We start from the raw sequence: 21,204 nt of genomic DNA, 5'->3' as shown, positions 1-21,204 counted from the left end.
CTCTCCGTTTCCAAGGAGGGGTTGGGCGGTCCAAATTGATGAACCGCCCGGTTTCAGATGCGGTTATTGCAGCGCATCCCAGGAGGACTGGATTTCATCCGCAACCTCTTGCGCGGACTTACCGCCGGCGTAATCGACCATCCCGGTCCAGAATGTGCCCGCTCCAACGCCACCGGGCATCAGATCCGACCCGTCAAACCGGAAAGTCGTCGCACCCAAAAGGATATCGTTCATCTTCTTCAGCGTCGGGTCCGAGAAGACGGCGGTATCCACACCCTTGTGCGGCGTCAGGAACCCGGTCAATGCCATCCAGGTCTCATGCGCCTCGGGTGTCCGCAGATATTCGATCAGAGCATGCGCGCCGGGGCTGTCATTGGTGATCGCCCACACGGTACCTGCGCCCAGTACCGGACTGCCGAGATCCTTGCCTTCATAAGCCGGGAAATAGAAGAAATCCGCATCTTCGCCGACAACCGTTCCCTCCGGGAAGAACGCCGGAATGAAAGAGGCTTGACGGTGCAAGTAGCATTGTGGGGGCGAGCTGAACATGCCTTTGGGGCTGTCGCGGAAGTCGGTGGTTGCGACCGCACCTGCACCGCCTGCCACGTAATCGTCGTTCCGTGCAAATGCGCCAAATTCCTCGATCGCGGCGACAACTTTCGGATCGTTGAACTTCATCTCGTTCGAAATCCAGGCGTCATAGTCTTCCGGTGACTGAGTGCGCAGCATCATATCCTCGACCCAGTCGGTCGCCGGCCAACCGGTCGCACCGCCGGACCCCAGTCCGATGCACCATGGGGTTTCACCGTCGGCCACGATCTGGTCGGTCAGCGCCTTAAGCTCTTCCATCGTGGTCGGCACTTCATAACCTGCGTCCTCGAAGTTCTCGGGCACGTACCAGACCAGCGACTTCACATCGACCTTATAGAAAAAGCCGTACAGGTGATCCTGGCCGTCCGGTCCCGGGTAAGTACCCAGATCGACCCACGACTGACCGGCGGCGTAATTGTCGCGAATCCAATCGGCAGTGCCATCGCTCAGGGGTGTCAGGAAACCCGACCGCGCCATATCAGCGGCCAGACCCGGCTGAGGAAACACAGCGACGTTCGGCGCTGACCCCGCCTCGGCATCAATGCGGATCTGTTGTTCGAAACTGTCCGAACCGACATAGGCGTATTCATGACCGGTGGCCGCGGCAAAGCCATCCAGCACTTTTTGGACGTTTTCCTGGTCCGGCCCCAGCCAAGGGCCAAACACGGTGACTTTCTCAGCCTGAGCCGCGCCCGCCATCAGGGCGAACGTGGCCGCGCCTGCGTAAAGCGAGTGTTTCATGAATTCTCCTCCCAACGTTGACATGCGCTTTCGAGACTCAGTTTCCAAAGCGCTTTGGATGAACTACTTTATCCGCTAACATTCGGCGCCTGTCAATGATGTGTTTCATATTGCCCTTATTATTAACAATATCGCCAAAACCGCCGAAACGGGTTGACGGATTGCCAATTTACACACAAAACAAAACAGAACGCGAATTTGAAGGCGCTTTGAGACTATGAACCTTAAACAGCTCTCTGAAATTCTCGGTCTGTCGCAGACGACAGTCAGCCGCGCCCTGAACGGCTATCCGGAGGTTAACGAGAAGACGCGTGTTCGGGTTCAGGCTGCAGCCGCCAAGCATGGATACCGTCCGAACAGCCGCGCAAAAGGGTTGGCGACCGGACGGTCGATGGTGATCGGGCACGTGATTCCCAGCTCATCCCGGCACGAAATGGTAAACCCGATCTTCGGTGATTTCGTTGCGGGTGCCGCAAAGAAATACGCCGATAACGGTTATGACATGATGTTCACACATGCCGCCGACACCTCGGTCGAAGAGGCGTATCAGAGCTTGTTCAAGCGCGGCGCGGTGGACGGAATCGTTCTGCAGGGCCCAAAAGTGGACGAGCCGCGCATATCGGTTCTGTCCAAAATGGGCGTGCCGTTCATCGTGCACGGCCGTTCGACCGGGGCAACCGAGACTTATGACTGGATCGACGTAAACAACCAACGTTCCTTCGAGCGCGCGACCCAGTTTCTGATTGACCTTGGCCATCAGCGCATCGCGCTGATCAACGGGTTGGAGGATATGGATTTTGCTCAAAGGCGGCGCAATGGATACATGGCCGCTTTGAAGGCCTCCGGTCTGTCGCCGGATCCCACCCTGCTCCGCAGCGCCGAAATGACCGAAGTTTATGGCCATAAGGCAATGTGCGAGCTGCTGAGGATGGATGAGCCCCCCACGGCCATTCTGGCGTCTTCCATCATCTCGGCTGTTGGTGTCCGCAGGGCGCTGGAAGAGAACGGCCTGCGCATGGGCCGCGACATGTCCGTCATCGCCCATGATGATGAGTTGTCGTATATGAAAAACGGGCAGGACGTGCCGATATTTACCGCCACCCGATCCTCGGTCCGCCATGCCGGGGAACTGGCGGCGGAAATGCTGATCGAGAGAATAGATGCCCCCGACGATCCCCCCAAAACCAAGTTGCTCGAGGCTGAACTGGTCGTTGGCAGCTCAACCGGCCCAGCCCCGCAAAGGTCCTGAAATGAAATACACACGTGAAGACTTCCCTGATGATTTCCTGTTTGGGGTCGCGACTTCGGCCTATCAGATCGAGGGTCACGCGCAGGGCGGCGCAGGAACGACACATTGGGACAGTTTTTCCGCCACGCCCGGCAACGTGGTTCGGGCTGAAAACGGCGACGTGGGCTGCGATCATTACAATCGATTTGAACAGGATTTCGACCTGATCCAGAACGCGGGGTTTGACTGCTACCGCTTTTCCACAAGCTGGGCACGCGTGATGCCCGAGGGGCGCGGGCCAGTCAATCAGGAAGGTCTGGACTATTATGACCGCCTGACAGATGCGCTGCTCGAGCGCGGTATTCGACCATGCGCAACGTTGTACCACTGGGAACTGCCTTCGCCTCTTGCCGACCTGGGCGGATGGCGCAATCGGGACATTGCCGGATGGTTTGCCGATTTCACCGACATCATCATGGGCCGGATTGGTGATAGGATGTACAGCGTCGCGCCGATCAACGAACCTTGGTGCGTCAGTTGGTTGAGCCATTTCGAAGGGCATCACGCGCCCGGATTGCGAGACATCCGCGCGACAGCCCGCGCCATGCACCATGTCCTGCTGGCCCACGGCCGCGCCATCGAAACGATGCGGGGACTGGGGATGACGAATCTGGGCGCTGTGTTCAACCTTGAATGGGCCGAACCGGTGGACGACAGCGACGCGGCGCGGCTGGCGGCGGGCCGTTATGACGGAATCTACAACCAGTTTTTTCTGGGCGGTGTCTTCAAAAAATCCTACCCGCCGATTGTTCTGGACGGGCTCGAAGCGCATCTACCGGACGGATGGCAGGATGACTTCGACACAATAGGCGCACCGGTGGATTGGTGCGGGCTGAATTACTACACCCGCAAACTTATCGCGCCCGACAACAGCGCCTGGCCGAGCCTGAAAGAGGTCCCCGGCCCCCTGCCCAAGACCCAGATGGGTTGGGAGATCGACCCGGCTGCGCTGTCGCGTTTTTTGATACGGACTGCTCGCGAATATACCGGGGATTTGCCAATCTACGTGACAGAAAACGGTATGGCCAGCAGCGAACGCAGTCAGGATGAAGACCGAATTGAATACCTGAATCTCCACCTTGCGGAAGTTCTGCATGCCCTAAGCGAAGGGGTGCCCGTCAACGGGTACTTTATCTGGTCACTGCTGGACAATTACGAATGGGCGCTGGGATACGAAAAGCGGTTCGGGTTGGTCGATGTGGACTTCGACACCCTGAAGCGGACTCCAAAGGCATCGTACCACGCGTTGAAACAGGCCTTGAACCGCCGCTGAAACCAAGTGTCCGAATTACCCGAGCGCTTGCATACGGTGGTTCAGCAACGCACGCTGCAAATCCGCAACCAATTCCGGCTCGTTACCGGCAAGATTGCGTTGGCACCCCGGATCGACATTTGTGTCAAACAGCATCGGCGCCTGGCCGGAAGCAAAATGCACGAACCGATGGTCTACCGTTTCGAATGCGACGGCCTGACAAGCCCGGGTCGGCAGGTTCCAGGCACGCTCAAAACGACCTGGACCTTCCAGACCGCCAAAGTGAACCTCGGTCATTGCCGTATTGTTGCGCCCTACCTCGCCATTTAGCAAATCCGCACCCTGCATCTGTGCAGGAACAGAAGCGCCAAAATGGCGCAATATTGTTGGCGTGACATCAATCGACTGTGTGGGGCGGTCAATCCGGTTGGGCGCAATGTCCGGTCCGCTTATCATAAGCGGAACATGCGATGCGGCACGATGCGGCGTAACCTTGCCCCAAAGGCCCAGATCGCCCAGCATCTCGCCATGATCACCGGTCAACACCAGCACAGTGCTGTCCGCCTGCCCCGAGGCCTCCAGCCAGTCCAGAAGCCGGCCGATGTGATGATCGACTTCCGCTGCCAGACCCAAATATGTCGACCGGCACAGCGCAATCTGCTCGGGCGTCATCGCCACCTGATCTCCGTCGAATCCCCAGAATAGATCATGAATACTGGGTTCCGCATGATGCGCTGCAAAGAACGGGTGCTCGTACTCGGCAACGGCTGGTGCGGGCATTGCCGCCGGATCAACCAATCGGTGCCACGGATCAGGGGCGACAAACGGAGGGTGCGGCCGAATGTAGGTGACCAAGGCAGACCATGGCCGCGCCTTGCGCACGTCCAGTTGCTCGATCACCCGGTCGGTCAGAAAGGCGGTGTCGCTGTCCTCGGACGCATAAAGGGCCGGATTGCCCAGAGCGCCGTCCACCGGTCGGTAGAGCCGCTCGAAATCCGAAGCCCCCGCGTCCGGGACATCGTATCCCTTGCCCCGCAGATACGCCAACCAGGCCCAGGCTTCTTCGCGCATTTCCTGCACTTCGGTGATGCCGTCCATCGGCCCTGTATAAGAGCGATGCGCCGGGTCAAGCGGCGCACGCCCGTAGGGATCCGGCTGTGTGTCCGTATACCCGAACAACAACAACTCTCGTCCCACCTGGCGCAGGCTGGTTGCGATGTTAGGTGTCCTGTTTGACAGCGGGGTTCCATTGTGCCGCGAGCCATGCGTCATGGCGTATTGCCCGGTCAGCAGACTGGCCCGTGCAGGACCGCATGGCACAGTCACCGTGTGGTGATTGCTGAAGACCACACTTCTCGCCTCAAGCCGCCGGAGGTTGGGCAGCGCTACGAGATCAGCAAAAGCTCCGGACAGCAAATCTGCCCGGAACTGGTCAATGACCACGAAAAGAAGGTTTTGGTCTTCAGACATCACGTAAGCGCACTCAGGCGGTGGCGTCCAGCTGCCTTACAAGCGCCGGAAGGTCGGCAACGGTGTCGATAACGTAATCTGCGCCGGCCTCTTTCAGGATATTCGTGGCGTGGGTGCGCAAAGCGTCGACTTCGGCCTCGGGCAATGCCGCCAGCTCTTCCGGTGTTTTGCCGACCGCATTGCCGGACAAGGCAACACCGACAGTCAGACACCCGGCTGCAACACCTTCCTTGATGCCCGGCTCGGTGTCGTCCACCTTGATTAGGGCCTGGGGTGGATAGGCCACCAGATCAACCATGCACTTATACATGCCCAGCGGACCGGGGCGGCCTTCGGGCAGATCATCGGAACAGACCAGGTTGTCGGGCTCGTAACCCTGTTCGGCGGCAACCGGAATGACATTTTCCATGATCGAGCGGGTATAACCCGTCGTCGATCCGATTTTCAGACCCATGGACCGCAACTCGTCGATCGCGGCTTTGGCACCGGGAACGAGGTCAGCATAGTCGGCGGCAACTTTCTCATTCATCGGGACAAAGACTTCATAAACTTTGTCCACATCCGCATCCGTCGGGCGATTGCCGTGTTTCGCCTCCCACTGCGCGGCGATATCCTCCATGTCCATCATGGTCCGGATGTGATCCCATTTCGGGGCGCCCATCGGTGCACGCGCCTGTTCGATCGTTGCCTCAATGCCGAATTCGGCAAAGGCTTTCACGAAGACACCCATCGGCGCGAAAGACCCGAAATCAACAATCGTTCCGGCCCAGTCAAAAACGGCCGCTTTGAATTTGCTCATGTTCTTCTCCTTAGATCAGGCCGGTTCGGCTTGTTTTTCCTTGAGGTCCGATGGGGACGGCGCGGCGCTTTGGACGCCCATTTCCTGCAACACTTCGCCTGTATTGTCGACGACAGCCTGCATCACGGCTGCGTCCACCTGTCCGATATGGCCAATGCGGAAACTTTCCGATCTGGTCAGTTTGCCGGGATACAGGATAAACCCCCGATCCTTCATCAGTTCGTAATAGACGCCAAACTCAAAGTTCGGATCGGCGGGGCAAAAGAAGGTGGTGATGATGGGTGACAGCCATTCGTCGTGCAACAGCGTCTCGAACCCGAGTCCACGCATACCCGCGACCAGCACGTCCCGGTTTTGCGCATACCGCGCACCGCGCCCTGCCACGCCACCTTCGGCCTCGTGCGCTTTGAGCGCTTCGAGGAAAGCCGCGACCACGTGCGTTGGTGGTGTGAACCTCCACTGCCCGGTCTTTTCCATCGCCGCCCATTGCGCGTGAACATCCAAACTCAGGGAATGGCTGTTCCCCTTAGCGTCTTTCAATGCGGATTTTTCTGCCAGGACAAACCCGAAGCCGGGAACGCCTTCGATACATTTGTTGGCTGAACTGACCATCGCCTGAAATGGTGTTTTGTTGGGTTCGAGCGGAACTGCCCCGAAGGCGGACATCGAGTCAATCAGCAACTTGCGCCCAGCGGCTGCAGTTGCATCCGCAATTTCCTGCAAGGGATTCAGAATACCCGAACTTGTTTCGCAATGGATTGCCAGCACATGCGTGATTTCCGGATTTGCGGCCAATGCTTCGGTAACCTGAGTTCCGCGCGGAGGAAGGTAGTCGCCCATGTCGATGACAGCACACGCCCGACCGAGATAGCCCAACGTTTCGACAGCGCGTTTGCCATAGGCTCCGTTGCACAACACAAGAACCCTGCCATCTTTCGGCACAAAGGAAGACAGCATTGCCTCGACAACAAATGTTCCGCTGCCTTGCAGAGGCACACAGTCATAGTCCTGGTGTCCTTCACCCAGCAATGCAATCAAACGCCGGCGCATTTCCGCGGTCATTGCGCGAAAATCACCGTCCCAACTGCCCCTATCACGCAGCATGGCCTGCTTGACCTGCACCGACGTCGTCAGAGGACCCGGTGTCAACAGATAGGGCTCACCCTGAGATGGCCTTGGCAGTGCTGTTTCTGGCATCATCTTTCCATTCATGTCATGCATGACTTTGTTAAAAACATAGCCTATCTCTATGGTCGTCGTATACGTTTCCCTACCCCATCTCAACCGATTTTCGCGGCAGTCAGAGAAATTCCCCCAAGTTTAAGGTTAACCTGGACGGGCAGGCATCATGTGCAGCCGTTTGTTAGCGAAAGAAAGTGACGGAAACAAAATCCAAAACCCCAGAGCTGAGTTCTACGGCTCATCGTCCAACGTCTGCTCTGCGCAAAATTTCTCTGCCATTTCAAAGAACAGACGCACCGAAGATGTTTCTGCCATCGTCGGGACAGTGACCAGATACTGTCGGGCACGAAGCAGTTCATCGTCAATCGGTACAAAACGCAAATCCCGATCGGTTCGCGTCATCTCCTTGTCCAAACCGATTCCGTGGCCGATTCCCTCGCGCACCAGAGAAGTAATGGACCCCCAGGAGCCAAGCCCCAGGACAGTCTGAACGCTTGCGCCGGCCTGAACAGCGGCATCATCGAAAATTCGCCGCGTTCCTGCCTGCGGCTCGCGCTGAATCAGTCTTACTCCGTCCAGGTCCGACCAACTCAACAGGTCTGTATCACCGAATGGCCCATCTGCCGGAGTCACAATGCCGATACGGCAATCGGCAATTTCCAGACAATGAAAATCCTCCGGCGGTTGTTGCGCGGTGATAAATGCCACATCAATCTCGCCATTGCGCAACAGCGGAAACAGGTCGAAAGACGCCAGCGACCGCGCATTCAGCATCACATTTGGGTGGGCATGAATGAATCTGGCAATACACGGCATCGCAATCTGCTGGGTCGAGTACCCGACCCAAAATGGACCGGACTTCAACTCCGACCGATCCGACACTTGCAGATCGACCTCGGATTTCAACGCCAACAATGCCCGTATCTTTGGGCGGATGATTTCAAAATTCTCGGTCGGCCTGATCAGATTGCCCTGCCGATGCAGAAATTTCAGCCCTGTCTGTCGCTCTGCTGAGACGACGAGGTTAGAAACCGTGGGCTGCGAAACACCCAGCTCAACAGCGGCGGCGGTGAAGCTCTTTGTGCGTGCGACAGCTTCCAGCGCCTGCAATTGCCGAAGGCTCAAACCAGAGGGTGTTGCCATTTTCCGATCCACCTTGACCCGATCTGAGTCGTCTTTCTATTTGCCGATCATCACAAAAGGGAACATGCCAAAGCCATATATGCCAACCTTGGTATGCGTCGTGTTTCGCTGCGCGCGGCCTTCAGCCAATTGACCAGTAGCAGGCAGTCAATGCAACCAGAACTGCGGCGCGCTTCGAAGTCAGGGTGCCGACCACGCGGCTGGCATTGCCTCGCAATGTTCCCGAATGAGTATCTTCACAGTCCTTTCCTCACCGTGTTCGGCCTTCTATGCAATGATTATCCAAGCTTCGGTTAGACCAGAGTGAATGGTCACTGCGCCGCTTATTAGATTTCAAGTTGTCCGACGGTATCCGTGGATCTTATTCCCAGATGGTTCAACCTCAGCTGCTCTTGTACATCATCACTCTGTTCACAATTACTGCGATTTTTGGTCAGCGAGCGCGGTTTTGCGAGCACAATCCGGCCTCTTCATAAGTTCATGATTCAACGTGGGCACAAAGCGCCATTGATATCGAAATGCGTCGGGAACATCGCGCTCAAGAACCGGAAAACAATTCTTAGTGCTTCCGAACGATCAAATGAATCCGGGTGCAGCAGGTAGTCTGTCCACATGCCTTCCAACATGGCGAGCGTGCCGTGGGTCGCGTCACGTGCAATCTGATGTGGCAAATCGGCTTCTGCTTCTTTCGCGATGCGAACAAACGCGTTGTACACCATGTTCCGAAGTTTCGCGTCCCGCGTGTCCGAGAACGCGGCTATAGCCGCCCTATTGCGGGCTTCACCACGGAAGGCATACCAAATCGACACATTCTTCTTGTTGAGGATGTCCTCACTCAGATCGCCACGGATAATCATCTCGATATGTTCCTGGCCGGTCTGGCCGGTCGTTTCCAGCAACGCGTAAATTCCGTTGTAATACTGCTCGGACGAATATCGTGCGGCCTCATCCACGAGGTTATCCTTGCCGCCGAAATGTAGGTGAATCATGCCGCGAGACAGCTCGGCACGCTGAATGATTTCGCTGACCGAAGTCTCCGAAATCCCTTTTTCGGCAACCGAGTCGAGGACCGCTTCGATCAGTGAAAGACGGTTTCGTTCGCGTATCTGTTGGCGCTTTCCTGTCATTCCAACCAGTGGTCTTATTTGTTTTCAGTCACTTGCATTGTGTTCTAGCGGAGTTTGGTAAACCGTCCAGATCCACCATTGAAATTATCAGTTGACACAGCTTGCCGGAAAATTCCAGATTTAAATGGACGATTGTCCATTTTGTGATGGAGGTCGGCACGTCACCGAAAGCAAAGTTCGACAGGGAAGAATGGCTGGAGTCATAAGAAGTGAATCGGGCAAGGGCCTGGCATTGAGCGCGCCTGCGACGCTCTATGTGGGTCTGCTTGTCGCGGTGCCGCTGTGCATTCTGGTCGCCTACAGCTTCTGGACGCAGACGTATGTCGAGGTCGATCGCACGCTGACCTGGGCGAATTATCACGAGGCGTTTACCGACCCTTTGGTGCGTCACTTGATGATCCGATCCGTGGCAATTGCGGGCGCGGTGACGTTGGCAACCGTGTGCCTTGCATATCCGATTGCCTATTTCATTGCCTTTCGGACGCAGAAAAAAACCCTATGGCTCTTACTGATCACCATTCCCTTCTGGAGCAGCTATCTGCTGCGCGTTTTTAGCTGGAAGCTGATCCTGGGGTTCAACGGTGTAATGAACTCGGCGTTGATTTCGCTGGGCATCATACAGGAACCCTTGACCTTTTTGCTCTACAACGAGTTTGCCGTAGTGCTGACCCTCGCGCACGCTTGGGCGCCCTTTGCGATCCTGCCGATCTACGTGTCCCTGCAAAAGATCGACCGCAGCCTGCTTGAGGCGGCCACGGATCTCGGTTGTAGCAGGCTGGAGCGTTTTGTGCGTGTAACACTGCCGCTGACCGTACCGGGGATCATCGCAGCCTGCCTGATCATCTTCATCCCAACGGTCGGTGATTACGTTACCCCGGCTCTAGTCGGCGGATCTCAGGGCAAGATGGTCGCCAATCTGATTCAGGTGCAGTTTGGCGCTGCCAATAACTGGCCATTGGGCGCAACCTTGTCTCTGCTTGCCATGATTTCGGTTGGCTGCGTTGCAATCCTGTTCGTGGTGCTCGTCACAGCATTGGGCCGGAGGATCAGATGACTCAAGCCATTCGGATCCCCTGGTTGCTTGTATATGCAGTAGCCTATCTGGTGTTTCTTTATCTGCCGGTGCTGCTGCTGCCGCTTTTCTCGTTCAATGACGGAACCATCGTGGCATTTCCGCTCAAGGGATTCACCCTGAAATGGTACGCACAACTTGGTCAGCAGGACACGCTGTTGCAGGCAATGGTGAACTCACTGATTGTCGGTAGTGTGACCGCCCTGATGGCGACCTCTCTGGGCCTGTTCGCTGCGCGTGCCTATGTCCGCTATCGGTTCAAAGGACGCGAATTGTCCGAAGGGCTGGTCATGCTTCCATTGGTCATTCCCGGCATCATCGTCGCCAGTTCCATGCTGGTTCTGTTCATCAGCATCGGGTTGAAACCGTCGCTGACAACCGTGATCCTTGGCCATGTCTTTGTGGCGTTACCCTTCGCTGTCTCGATCATGAAATCCGCCTTTGACGATTTCGATCAGTCACTGGAAGAAGCGGCTTTTGATCTGGGCGAAAGCGTCGTTGGAACGTTCCGACGTGTCACTCTGCCAATTGTCGCGCCGGGCATTATCGCCAGCCTTTTGGTCACGTTCACTGTGTCCTTCGACGAGTTCGTTCTGGCCTTTTTCCTGTCCGGCAACAGCCCGACACTGCCCGTCTACATCTGGAGCCAGATCCGCTTTCCGGCAAAGCTCCCCAATACGCTCGCGCTCGGGTCACTGCTTTTGATGTCCTCGGTTCTGCTGCTGCTGATCGCCGAGTATTTCCGCCGCCGTTCAACCCAATCCTCGGATTGAAGCCAAAGGAAACTAACAAGATGAGTGAACAGAACATCATCGAAATTCAGGGCGTTGAAAAACGTTTTGGAACCTTTGTGGCTGTATCCGACCTGAACCTCAAATTGAAGGAGGGCGAGTTTTTTTCGCTGCTTGGCCCTTCCGGATGCGGAAAGACGACGGCCCTGCGCATCATCGCAGGCTTTCAGGATCACGAAGAGGGCGAGATTCGAATTGATGGGCGCACGATGGGCGATGTCCCGGCGAACAAGCGCCCCACCAATATGGTATTTCAAAGCTATGCGATCTTTCCGCACCTGAACGTTGGTGACAATGTCGGATTCGGCCTGCGAAAGACCAAGCTGTCTCGGAAAGAGATCAAGGAACGAGTCGCCGAAGCCCTCGAGATGGTTGAACTTGGCGGATTGCAGGACCGCAAGGCGAATGAATTGTCGGGTGGCCAGCGACAGCGCGTGGCGCTGGCCCGCGCGCTTGTCATGCGTCCTAAGGTGTTGCTGCTGGACGAACCATTGTCCGCGCTCGACAAAAACCTGCGCGAAGCCATGCAGCTTGAGATGCGCCGCCTTCAACAGAAACTTGGCATCACCTTCGTCATGGTCACACACGACCAGTACGAAGCGATGACCATGTCTGACCGGATTGGCGTGATGTTTGCGGGCCAGCTCAAGCAGGTCGACAAACCCGAGGTGCTTTATTCCCAACCCTGCAACCGCGAAGTCGCATCCTTTATTGGCGGAATGAATTTCCTGAACGCCGAAATAACCGCCGAAAACAAGGACACGCTGGAAGTTGACGTTCAGGGGTTTGGGCAAATGACGATTGGGGTGAACCCAAATGTCCGGGTGCATGACAAAAAGCTATTGGTCGGAATTCGGCCCGAGCAGTTGGAAGTCGCGGCAGACAAACCGGACGGATACGACGCCTATGTCCAAGGCCAGGTGTCAGACGTCGCCTTTTATGGCGAGAGCGTGCACTACTACGTTCGAATTGACGGTCTGGCGGAAAGTATCTCGGTCGCCGTTCCAAACTACTTTCATACAGTCGATTACGGCCGTGGCGACACCGTTTGGCTGGGCGTTCAAAACGCCTCGGTAATCGATCTTGGAAAGCGTGGATCATGAATCTGTGGGAGGAGAGAAATGACTAATACTACAACGTTTACCGCAGCGGCGATCGCTGCCTTCACAGCGAGTCAGGCGCTTGCAAACGCGGCCGATCTGACCGTTTTCGATTGGTCGGGTTACGAAGACCCGGGGTTCTTCGGCGCCTATGTCGAGAAATATGGCGGCCCGCCCAGCTACACCTATTTCGGCAGCGTGGAAGAGGCGTTCACCAAGCTTCAATCCGGTTTCGAAGCGGATCTGGCCCACCCCTGCACAGACGCTCTGCGCAAATGGGTTGCGGCGGACATGCTCAAGCCCATCGACACCAGCAAGCTGGAGAACTGGGACAAGCTGATGCCGAAGATCAAGGAGGTCGATGGCATCACGATCGACGGCCAGACCTATATGGTTCCTTTCGAATGGGGGAACACCGGACTGATCTATCGCACCGACATGATCCCTGCGGACGATATCTCGCTGCAATTGCTGGCAGACCCGGCACATCAGGGCAAAATCGCCATTCCTGATGCTGCGTCCAGTGCGTTTGCCATGGCGGCCCTGGCGACCGGGGCATCCAGCTACACCGACATGAGCGACGAGGAATTCCAGAAAGCCGCGGATTATCTGCGCGCGATTCACCCGAATGTACGGTTCTACTGGTCAGACGCCGGTCAGCTTGATCAGGCGCTTGCCAGCGGCGAGGTCACGATGGGTTGGGGATGGAACCAATCAGAGTTGAACCTGATCTGGAACGAAACTCCTGCGGTCATGATGCGTGACGTGGACAAGGGCATCGCCACATGGGTTTGCGGATACGTCCATCTGAAATCCGCGAAGCAGTCGGATGAGCAGGTTTACGACATGCTCAACGCGTTGAGTTCTGCCGACAGCGGAAAGTACATCATCGAAAGCTGGGGCTATGCACACGCCAATCAGGACGCTTTTGCGCAGGCAGACCCGGAACTGATCGAAGCCTACGGGTTCTCGGACGTCGACAGTTTCTTCGAGGGCAGCCTGTTCTTCGACGCTGTGAACCCCGAGCTGGAAGCCAAGATGCTGAAGGAGTTCGAGCGCATCAAGGCAGGTTTCTAAGCCAGCAAAACCGGGATGGGCGGATCCGCAAAGGTTGCCCATTTCCGATCAACAAATTCCGATTTTTCTGGAGGAAGCGCGGTAATGTCAGGCGCTGACGGATACTCTATTCTTTTCGAACCGGTGAAAATCGGGCCCGTTACGGCCCGAAATCGGTTCTATCAGGTGCCTCACTGTAACGGCATGGGGCACCTGCGCCCGCGGGCCGAGGCCGCCATGCGGGCGATGAAAGCCGAGGGCGGCTGGGCCGTCGTATCCAATCAGGAGACAGAGATTCATCCCACGTCTGACCTATCCCCTTATGCCGAAAACCGCATCTGGGATGAGAGAGATATTCCTGCACTGCGCTTGATGACCGACGCTGTACACCAGAAAGGCTCTCTGGCAGCCATCGAATTGGCGCACAACGGTCACCATGCGCAAAACCACCTGAGCCGCGCACCGTTGCTCGGCCCATCGGAACTGGCTTTACAAACACCTTATCCAAAACAGGCCAGAACGATGGACAAAGCCGACATTCGCGAGTTCCGAAAATGGCACCGTGCCGCGGCGCGCCGGTCCCGTGAGGCCGGATTTGACATTGTCTACATCTACGCTGGCCATCACATGACGTTGCCACACCACTTTCTGCTTCCACAGTTCAATGATCGTTCCGATGAATACGGCGGATCGCTGGAAAACAGGATACGGCTGACCCGTGAGCTTCTGGAAGACACCAAGGAAGAGGTTGGTGACGACTGCGCCATCGCCTTGCGTTTTGCAGTAGATGAAATGCTGGGTTCGGATGGCATGCAGGCGCAGGAAGAAGGCCGCGCCGTTGTAGAAATGCTGGCAGACATACCTGACCTGTGGGACGTCAATGTCGCGAACTGGAGCAACGATTCCGCCACCACCCGGTTCGAGCCGCGCGACGGATTTCAAACGCCCTATATCGAGTTCGTCAAACAGGTCACTTCCAAGCCTGTTGTCGGTGTTGGCCGGCTGACGTCTCCGGATCTGATGGTGTCATTGGTGAAAAAGGGCGTGCTGGACTTCATCGGCGCGGCCCGGCCGTCAATAGCGGACCCGTTTTTGCCCAACAAAATCAAAGAGGGCCGCATCGAGGAGATCCGCGAATGCATCGGCTGCAATATCTGTGTGTCGTCCGACTCACTGGGGATTCCGATACGGTGTACGCAAAACCCGACGATGGGCGAAGAGTGGCGTCGCGGCTGGCACCCTGAGATCATTGAAAACAAGGTCGACGAACAAGCGGCCCTCGTTGTCGGAGGGGGACCTGCCGGCCTGGAATGTGCCATGCAATTGGCGCGACGTGGCTATGACGTAATGCTTGCAGAGGCCGGTTCCGAGCTAGGCGGGCGTGTTGCCCTTGAGTCGTCATTGGCCGGGCTGTCAGCCTGGAAAAGAGTCGCAGATCATCGGGTTTTTGATCTGCAGCAACGCGGAAACGTTCAGTTGTTCACTGAAAGTCGCCTTTCTGCAGCCGATGTCATTGAATTGGGTATTCCAAACGTTTTTCTCGCGACCGGAGCAACCTGGCGCAGAGACGGTCGCGGAAAATCCGCATTTGGGGGTGTCGACATTCAGCAAGGATCGAACGTTTACACACCGGACGACATCATGTCGGGCGTACAGCCAGGGGACGGCCCGGTTTTGATCTACGATGATGATCAGGCGTATCTTGGCGGTGTGTTGGCAGATCATCTCGCGCAAGCGGGTCAAGAGATTGTCATTGTTACCCCGGCTTCGATGGTTTCACCTTTCACGGACCTGACCCTGGAACAGGCCCGGGTGCAGCGCAGCCTTCTGGAAAAAGGTGTTCGCATAATCACGTCACATTCCATTGCCGACGCAGGCCCCGGGCGAGCGACGGTACAATGCGTTTATACGAACAGAACCCGGAACATCGAATGCGGGTCGGTTCTTTTAGTAACGCAACGGTCACGCGAGACCGCTCTTTTTGATGAACTGCGCGGTTTGACCGACAGTCCTCTGAAAACGTTGGAGTTGATTGGCGATGCCGCAAATCCCGGGCTTATCGCCGACGCTGTTTATTCGGGCCACATGGCGGCCCGCAACTTCGAACGTAATGCGGTTGATATTGACCGCGAATTTTTCCGTCGGGAACTCATATCCCTAGAAACTGCATGAGGTGCGCTATGCCGAAAGATGACTTGCAAGTGATGCGCGACTTGATGAAGACGCAGCGCGAGGGGTTCGCCCTGCCTCGCCATTTTTACACGTCTCAGGCAGTCTACGAGAATGACATCCGATCTTTCTGGAACCGAAACTGGATCTGGGTCGGCCATGTAAGTCAGGTTGCCGAACCGGGTGACTACTTCCTGTTTGATTACGGCCCCGAATCCGTGATCATCGTGCGGGATCGCGCGGGAGAGGTGCGCGCGCATCTGAACGTCTGCCGCCACAGGGGATCGAGAGTTTGCACTGAACAGAAGGGCAAGGCCCGAAATTTCATCTGCCCCTATCACGCCTGGACCTTTGATCTGAACGGCAGGTTGCGCAATGGGCGGTCAATGGGAGCGGATTTTGATCCGGGCGAATACGGGTTGTTCCCGGTTCAGGTGAATATCTTTCAGGGTCTGATCTTCGTTTGCACGGCGGAAAACGCTCCGCCGCTGGACCCAGCATTGGAAAAGTTGGCCCCCCTTTCAAAGCCGTTCGACTTTGAAAACCTGAAGGTCGCTCATGAGGCTTCGTACCCAGTGCCGGCGAACTGGAAACTGGCACTAGAGAATTATCTGGAATGCTATCATTGCGCCCCGTCCCACCAGGATTACTCGCGCAGCCATTCCCTGAAAGACCCCGCTCAGGTTCTGGAGTTCAGCGGCGCACTTCATGAGCGAATGCAAGAAGCCGGAGTACCCGTTGAGCAGCTCGACCTGACCGGAGAAAATGCGGTTGCGCCGGGTGCAGATGTCTATTGGCGGCGCTACCCGCTGTTCCCCGGCTACACGACCGGCAGCAAGGACGGCGCGCCCTTGGCGCCGCCTCTGGGTGAACTTAAGGGACATGACGGCGGGGCCACTGATCTTGGGATCGGCACTCTTAACTATTTCCTTGTTTATGCCGATCATGTCGTCGGATACCGGTTTGTCCCGCGCTCCCTGCAGGAAACGGATATTCAGATCGTATGGTACGTGCGCGGCGACGCTGAAGAGGGGCGCGACTATGACAGGGACGCCCTGACATGGCTCTGGCATGTCACATCGCTCGATGACGAACGGATCATCCGGCACAATCAGGAAGGCGTGAACTCACACCGATTCGAACCCGGACCGCTGTCCGAGATGGAATGGAGCATTCCCGGCTTCTATCGCAATTACTTCAGCATGATCTGATACGCTCAGAATTCGGAGAAGAAACATGACAGAATTAACTCAGCGCAGATCAAGGCGGCGCGGGGGCGGGCGTGAAGCGCGGGCGGCCGTGCGGACCAGCAACGCCGCCTCGCAGGCAATCTGGCCGGGCATCCCGGGTGGGCGATACAAACCGCTGTCCGATGCAGACATGGCGCGCATTCACGATGCCGCCCTCCGCATTCTGGAGCGTACAGGCGTGGGCGATCCCACGCAGGAAATCCTTGACCTCGTGCTGCCAAAAGGGGCGACGGTGAATGAGCATGGCAGGCTGTGCTTCCCCCGCGCCTTGATGGAAGACCTGTTGGCAAAGGCGGCCAGCGAATTCTATGTCCATGCTCGTGGATCGCGGGCTGGTAAGGACGACATGCACTGCACCAAGGACAAGGTGTATTACGCAAACTCCGGCACCGCGGTAACAACGTTCGACGCGGAAACATGCAGTTACCGGCCCTCGACGCTCAAGGATATCTACGACTTTACCCGTCTGGTCGATCGGCTCGACAACATCCATATGACCGGCGACACGGTTCTGGCGACGGATGTCCCGCAAGATTACGAACATGATATGAGCATGCTCTACGCAATTCTGGCGGGTAGTGAGAAACCATCCTGCCTTACGTTCCGCACGCGGGAGCATATTAAAGACGCGATCCATCTGTTCGATTTGGCATCGGGTGGCGAGGGCAAATTCCTAAAAAAGCCCTCTGTAATCTTTGGCGGGTGCCCCATCGTCTCACCGCTCCGGTTCGGGCAAGAAAATCTGGAAATCCTGATTGATACAGCGAAGATGGGCCTTGTGTGTGACCTTGCCGTTCCTCCGCAGGCTGGGGCGACGTCTCCTGCGCCATTGGCTGGAACCTTGGCTCAAGCGGTGGCCGAGACTTTGTCATGCGTCGCCATCGCCAACTTGATCAACCCAGGGACCCCGGTAGTGTTTGCGGCATGGCCCTTCATCACCGATCTGCGTACAGGATCGTTTACAGGGGGCAGCGGTGAGCAGGCACTGATTTCCGCCGCAGCAATCCAGATGGGCAATTTCTACAACCTGCCCACCAGCGTCGGATGTGGCATGACGGATTCCAAAATCCCCGACGCCCAATATGGGCTGGAAAAAGCGCTGACTTTCGCGTTGGCGGCCCATGCTGGGGCAAACCGGTTGTGCGAGTTTGGCGGGATGCTCGGCAGCCTGATGGGCTGCAGCTTTGAATCGATGGTCATCGACAACGAGGCAGCGGGCATGATCTCCCGGACGCTTCGAGGAATCGAGGTGAGCGACGACACGCTTTCGGTTGACGTCATCCATGATTGCGCAATTGATCCGGGTCATTTCCTCGGCAACGCGCAGACCTTGCAGTACATGGAGATCGAGTATGTCTATCCAACCCTGATGGATCGGGAATTGACCGATACCTGGGAGAAAGCCGGTCGGCAGGACCTGTTTGAACGGAGCCGATCCGTTGTGGATGACATTCTGTCCAACCACTACCCAAATTACTTTGGTAGCAAGATGGACGAAGAGGTGCGCTCCAAATTCCCGATCAAATTGCCGCCTGAGAAGATGCGCGCCGGATGAGTGCAGCAATCCAAAACAAGGCGTCGCAACCAGCATATTGCGTTGCCTCGACACTCGGCACATTAGCCCTGAATGCAACTGCGCGTGGCACGCGCTGACTTTTCGGGTCGCAGATAGTCAGATTGACATACTATTTTCGCGGTTTTCCCCGACGTTGCAAAACTGCAACTCACAACTTGCTTCCACAGTGCTTTCACTTGTGTTGGCGGAATGCAAAAAGCCCTGCGGGTTGCGAGGCTAAGTAGTTGTTTTCCGACCGTTCAGTTTGGTTTCGGGAGTAGGATTTGAACCTCTGACCTTCAGGTTATGAGCCTGACGAGGTGAGATCGTAAAGCAAACAGTCCAGTGGACTGTTTGTAGATCGAACGGGCTGTTTGGATGTTGGTTGCGGGGAGAGGATTTGAACCTCTGACCTTCAGGTTATGAGATAGCTTACGCCCACCTGCACCAACTACTCTGGAAAACGCTGATTTACCATATCGTATTGGAATCGTTTATTTATTATTGACGACCGGCACGCTCCGTTCCTACCTCTTACGCCATGAACCGCTTCCAGTTGCTTCCATTATGCTTCCACGGGGCGACGGTAGAGAAAGGATGAGTGATGCCCAAACTGACCAAACGCGCTGTAGAAGCCCTGCCGATAGATATAAAAGACTACTTTGTCTGGGACAGTCAGATTGCAGGGTTTGGTGTCCGCGTCATGCCCTCCGGGGCAAAAACCTATCAAGCACAGTATCGCAAAGGCGGACGGACACGGCGCGTTTCTATTGGACGACATGGCAAGATTACCGTCGACGAAGCGCGGAAGCTAGCAAAGGAACTCATGGGGCAAGTAGCTAAGGGTGAGAACCCAGCCGAAGAGATTGCCCAGCATCGCCGTGCACCCACTGTCGCGGCCTTGTGTGAGCGGTTCTTTGACACCCACGTCAAGGAACGCTGCAAGCCGTCCACCCAAGGGGAGTATCGCAGGGCGATTGATCTATTCATCCTTCCGGCCATCGGCAGCTTCAAAGTGGTCGACGTGGAACGGAAAGACATAGCCGAACTGCATCACAAGTTTCGGGACAAACCCTATCAAGCCAATCGGACATTGGGCGTGTTGTCCAAGATTTTCAATCTGGCGGAAATCTGGGGCTTGCGGCCTGACGGATCAAACCCCTGTCGCCATGTCCCAAAATATCGCGAAGAGAAACGGGAACGGTTTCTGAGCCAAGACGAGCTGCAACGGCTCGGGCAGGTATTGGCAGACGCGGAACGGGATGGCTCGGAGTCGCCCTTTGTTGTTGCCGCCTTCCGGTTGCTGATCCTGACCGGGTGTCGCCTTGGTGAAATCCAGACCCTTCAATGGTCTTTCATCACTGACGCAGGAATGGAGCTTCCAGACACCAAAACAGGCGCGCGGCGCATTCCCCTGCCCCAAGCGGCCCGAGCGGTTCTGAGCGCCCTGCCACGGCTTCCTGACAATCCCCACGTGATTGCCGGGGCTGTTCCCGGCCACTACGCGACCGACCTGCAAAAGCCATGGCGTCGTATACGTAAGCGGGCTGGTTTGAATGATGTCCGCATTCATGACTTGCGCCATACCTATGCGTCAAATGCAGTATCTTCGGGAATGCCCATTCAGATGGTCGGGCGGTTGCTGGGCCACAGCCAGATTCAGACCACGATGCGATATGCGCATCTGGCCGATGATCCGGTGCGGCAGGCAGCAGAAGAAAACGCCGCACGGCTCAATACAATCGTAGGCGCGCAGGAACCAAACCATGGGCTGCGTCTAGTTAGGTAAGGCATTCAGCGCGGCCAACCCCCTTAACGTATACATAGGCGGGTTACATTACATAGGGCGTCTACGTATACGATACGTTACATAGGGCTTTTCTCCCTACCCGGGGTATACGCGGGTCCGGGTATACCCCGGGTAGGGAAAACCACGATCCATGCCGATTTCTCGAATGACAGCTTAGAGCCCATTGTACCGGTTCAGATAGTCGCTATGACTACCTTAATGGGAAACTCATTTGGTCACGTCCAAGCGAATGTCTATTGAATCTACAATTCCAAATGCAAGAATGTCCAAACCGGCGACAGTCAACGAAATCCGCGCCGCCGAAAAACTGCTGGGGGTCAGATTTCCACAACCTCTTCGAGACCTCTATCTTGAGTGTGACGGTTTTAGGGAGCCTATGGGCAATGCAAAGTACCTCCTGTCCCTAACTGAAAACGACTTCATAGGTTCGCTCGTCAAAACAACGCGTTGGCTATGGGTTGAACAAGAATACTGGCGTCTAACTGACGTCAATCCGACACAGTTTGTCTTCTTCGGTTTTTCATCTGCCGACGAAGTCTGGGGCATCAGAATTGAGGCACCGCACGAAATAATTGAGTATCATCACAACCAAGGTACTGAGGTGACAGAATTGGGTGAGAACATATTGAGTGTCTTTCGCAGCGACTTTCAAAAATATGAGGACTAGTGCCGCTCGACTATCATGTACTCAGTCCGGGCAAACGGCAGCTTGGTCCGCTTCGAGCCCTTCTTTGACATTGAGAATAGGTGCTCAGCGTGCGATGCACGAAGCATGGACACAAATAACTTTCTTCGAGCACAAAGAGGC

General features: G+C 56.2%; 17 protein-coding genes. 11 read left to right on the top strand and 6 right to left on the bottom strand.

The window, feature by feature from the left end; genetic code table 11:
* Positions 1-63: 63 nt before the first annotated feature.
* Complete coding sequence (locus tag AC2TEL_RS20190; RefSeq protein ID WP_480906539.1) at positions 64-1,332, bottom strand: ABC transporter substrate-binding protein; 1,269 nt, start codon at positions 1,330-1,332, stop codon at positions 64-66.
* Positions 1,333-1,549: 217 nt separating this feature from the next.
* Here AC2TEL_RS20190 and AC2TEL_RS20185 point away from each other — a divergent pair, with 217 nt between their 5' ends.
* Entirely contained in the window at positions 1,550-2,581 is a 1,032-nt protein-coding gene (locus tag AC2TEL_RS20185; RefSeq protein ID WP_480906536.1) for a LacI family DNA-binding transcriptional regulator, read from the top strand.
* 1 nt (position 2,582) lies between these two features.
* Positions 2,583-3,893, top strand: coding sequence for a GH1 family beta-glucosidase (locus AC2TEL_RS20180; protein ID WP_480906533.1), 1,311 nt, complete (start codon positions 2,583-2,585; stop codon positions 3,891-3,893).
* Between the two features lie 15 nt (positions 3,894-3,908).
* On the opposite strand, the gene AC2TEL_RS20175 is transcribed toward AC2TEL_RS20180, so the two are convergent.
* The 5 genes from AC2TEL_RS20175 to AC2TEL_RS20155 form a co-directional block, all read right to left on the bottom strand.
* Positions 3,909-5,342 carry a sulfatase-like hydrolase/transferase gene (locus tag AC2TEL_RS20175; RefSeq protein WP_480906531.1) on the bottom strand — a complete coding sequence of 478 codons (1,434 nt, stop codon included), beginning with the start codon at positions 5,340-5,342 and terminating at the stop codon, positions 3,909-3,911.
* A 13-nt stretch (positions 5,343-5,355) separates the two neighbouring features.
* Entirely contained in the window at positions 5,356-6,141 is a 786-nt protein-coding gene (phnX, locus tag AC2TEL_RS20170) for a phosphonoacetaldehyde hydrolase (protein WP_480906528.1), read from the bottom strand.
* 15 nt (positions 6,142-6,156) lie between these two features.
* Positions 6,157-7,353 carry a 2-aminoethylphosphonate--pyruvate transaminase gene (locus tag AC2TEL_RS20165; protein ID WP_480906525.1) on the bottom strand — a complete coding sequence of 399 codons (1,197 nt, stop codon included), beginning with the start codon at positions 7,351-7,353 and terminating at the stop codon, positions 6,157-6,159.
* A gap of 201 nt (positions 7,354-7,554) precedes the next feature.
* On the bottom strand, positions 7,555-8,466 hold the full coding sequence (locus AC2TEL_RS20160; protein ID WP_480844288.1) for a LysR substrate-binding domain-containing protein: 912 nt from the start codon (positions 8,464-8,466) through the stop codon (positions 7,555-7,557).
* A 485-nt stretch (positions 8,467-8,951) separates the two neighbouring features.
* On the bottom strand, positions 8,952-9,593 hold the full coding sequence (locus AC2TEL_RS20155) for a TetR family transcriptional regulator C-terminal domain-containing protein (protein WP_480906523.1): 642 nt from the start codon (positions 9,591-9,593) through the stop codon (positions 8,952-8,954).
* A 190-nt stretch (positions 9,594-9,783) separates the two neighbouring features.
* Here AC2TEL_RS20155 and AC2TEL_RS20150 point away from each other — a divergent pair, with 190 nt between their 5' ends.
* The 9 genes from AC2TEL_RS20150 (at position 9,784) to AC2TEL_RS20110 (ending at position 21,063) form a co-directional block, all read left to right on the top strand.
* Positions 9,784-10,647, top strand: a complete 864-nt coding sequence (locus AC2TEL_RS20150) for an ABC transporter permease (RefSeq protein WP_480844286.1) — start codon at positions 9,784-9,786, stop codon at positions 10,645-10,647.
* Positions 10,644-11,438: an ABC transporter permease gene (locus AC2TEL_RS20145; RefSeq protein ID WP_480906520.1), complete on the top strand. Its 795-nt coding sequence runs from the start codon at positions 10,644-10,646 to the stop codon at positions 11,436-11,438. The genes AC2TEL_RS20150 and AC2TEL_RS20145 overlap by 4 nt, the downstream gene beginning before the upstream one ends.
* A gap of 20 nt (positions 11,439-11,458) precedes the next feature.
* On the top strand, positions 11,459-12,559 hold the full coding sequence (locus AC2TEL_RS20140) for an ABC transporter ATP-binding protein (RefSeq protein WP_480844284.1): 1,101 nt from the start codon (positions 11,459-11,461) through the stop codon (positions 12,557-12,559).
* A gap of 18 nt (positions 12,560-12,577) precedes the next feature.
* Positions 12,578-13,633 carry an extracellular solute-binding protein gene (locus AC2TEL_RS20135; RefSeq protein ID WP_480844283.1) on the top strand — a complete coding sequence of 352 codons (1,056 nt, stop codon included), beginning with the start codon at positions 12,578-12,580 and terminating at the stop codon, positions 13,631-13,633.
* Between the two features lie 84 nt (positions 13,634-13,717).
* Entirely contained in the window at positions 13,718-15,784 is a 2,067-nt protein-coding gene (locus AC2TEL_RS20130; RefSeq protein ID WP_480906517.1) for an oxidoreductase, read from the top strand.
* Positions 15,785-15,792: 8 nt separating this feature from the next.
* Positions 15,793-16,992 carry an aromatic ring-hydroxylating oxygenase subunit alpha gene (locus AC2TEL_RS20125; RefSeq protein ID WP_480844281.1) on the top strand — a complete coding sequence of 400 codons (1,200 nt, stop codon included), beginning with the start codon at positions 15,793-15,795 and terminating at the stop codon, positions 16,990-16,992.
* Positions 16,993-17,017: 25 nt separating this feature from the next.
* On the top strand, positions 17,018-18,586 hold the full coding sequence (locus tag AC2TEL_RS20120) for a trimethylamine methyltransferase family protein (RefSeq protein WP_480906514.1): 1,569 nt from the start codon (positions 17,018-17,020) through the stop codon (positions 18,584-18,586).
* Positions 18,587-19,190: 604 nt separating this feature from the next.
* On the top strand, positions 19,191-20,375 hold the full coding sequence (locus AC2TEL_RS20115; RefSeq protein ID WP_480906512.1) for a tyrosine-type recombinase/integrase: 1,185 nt from the start codon (positions 19,191-19,193) through the stop codon (positions 20,373-20,375).
* Between the two features lie 283 nt (positions 20,376-20,658).
* Positions 20,659-21,063: an SMI1/KNR4 family protein gene (locus tag AC2TEL_RS20110; RefSeq protein ID WP_480906509.1), complete on the top strand. Its 405-nt coding sequence runs from the start codon at positions 20,659-20,661 to the stop codon at positions 21,061-21,063.
* Positions 21,064-21,204: the final 141 nt, after the last annotated feature.

The sequence above is a fragment of the Ruegeria sp. HKCCD9138 genome (assembly GCF_057220975.1).
The sequence above is the reverse complement of the archived record's forward strand: the minus strand, read 5'-3'. Positions and strand labels throughout refer to the sequence as shown.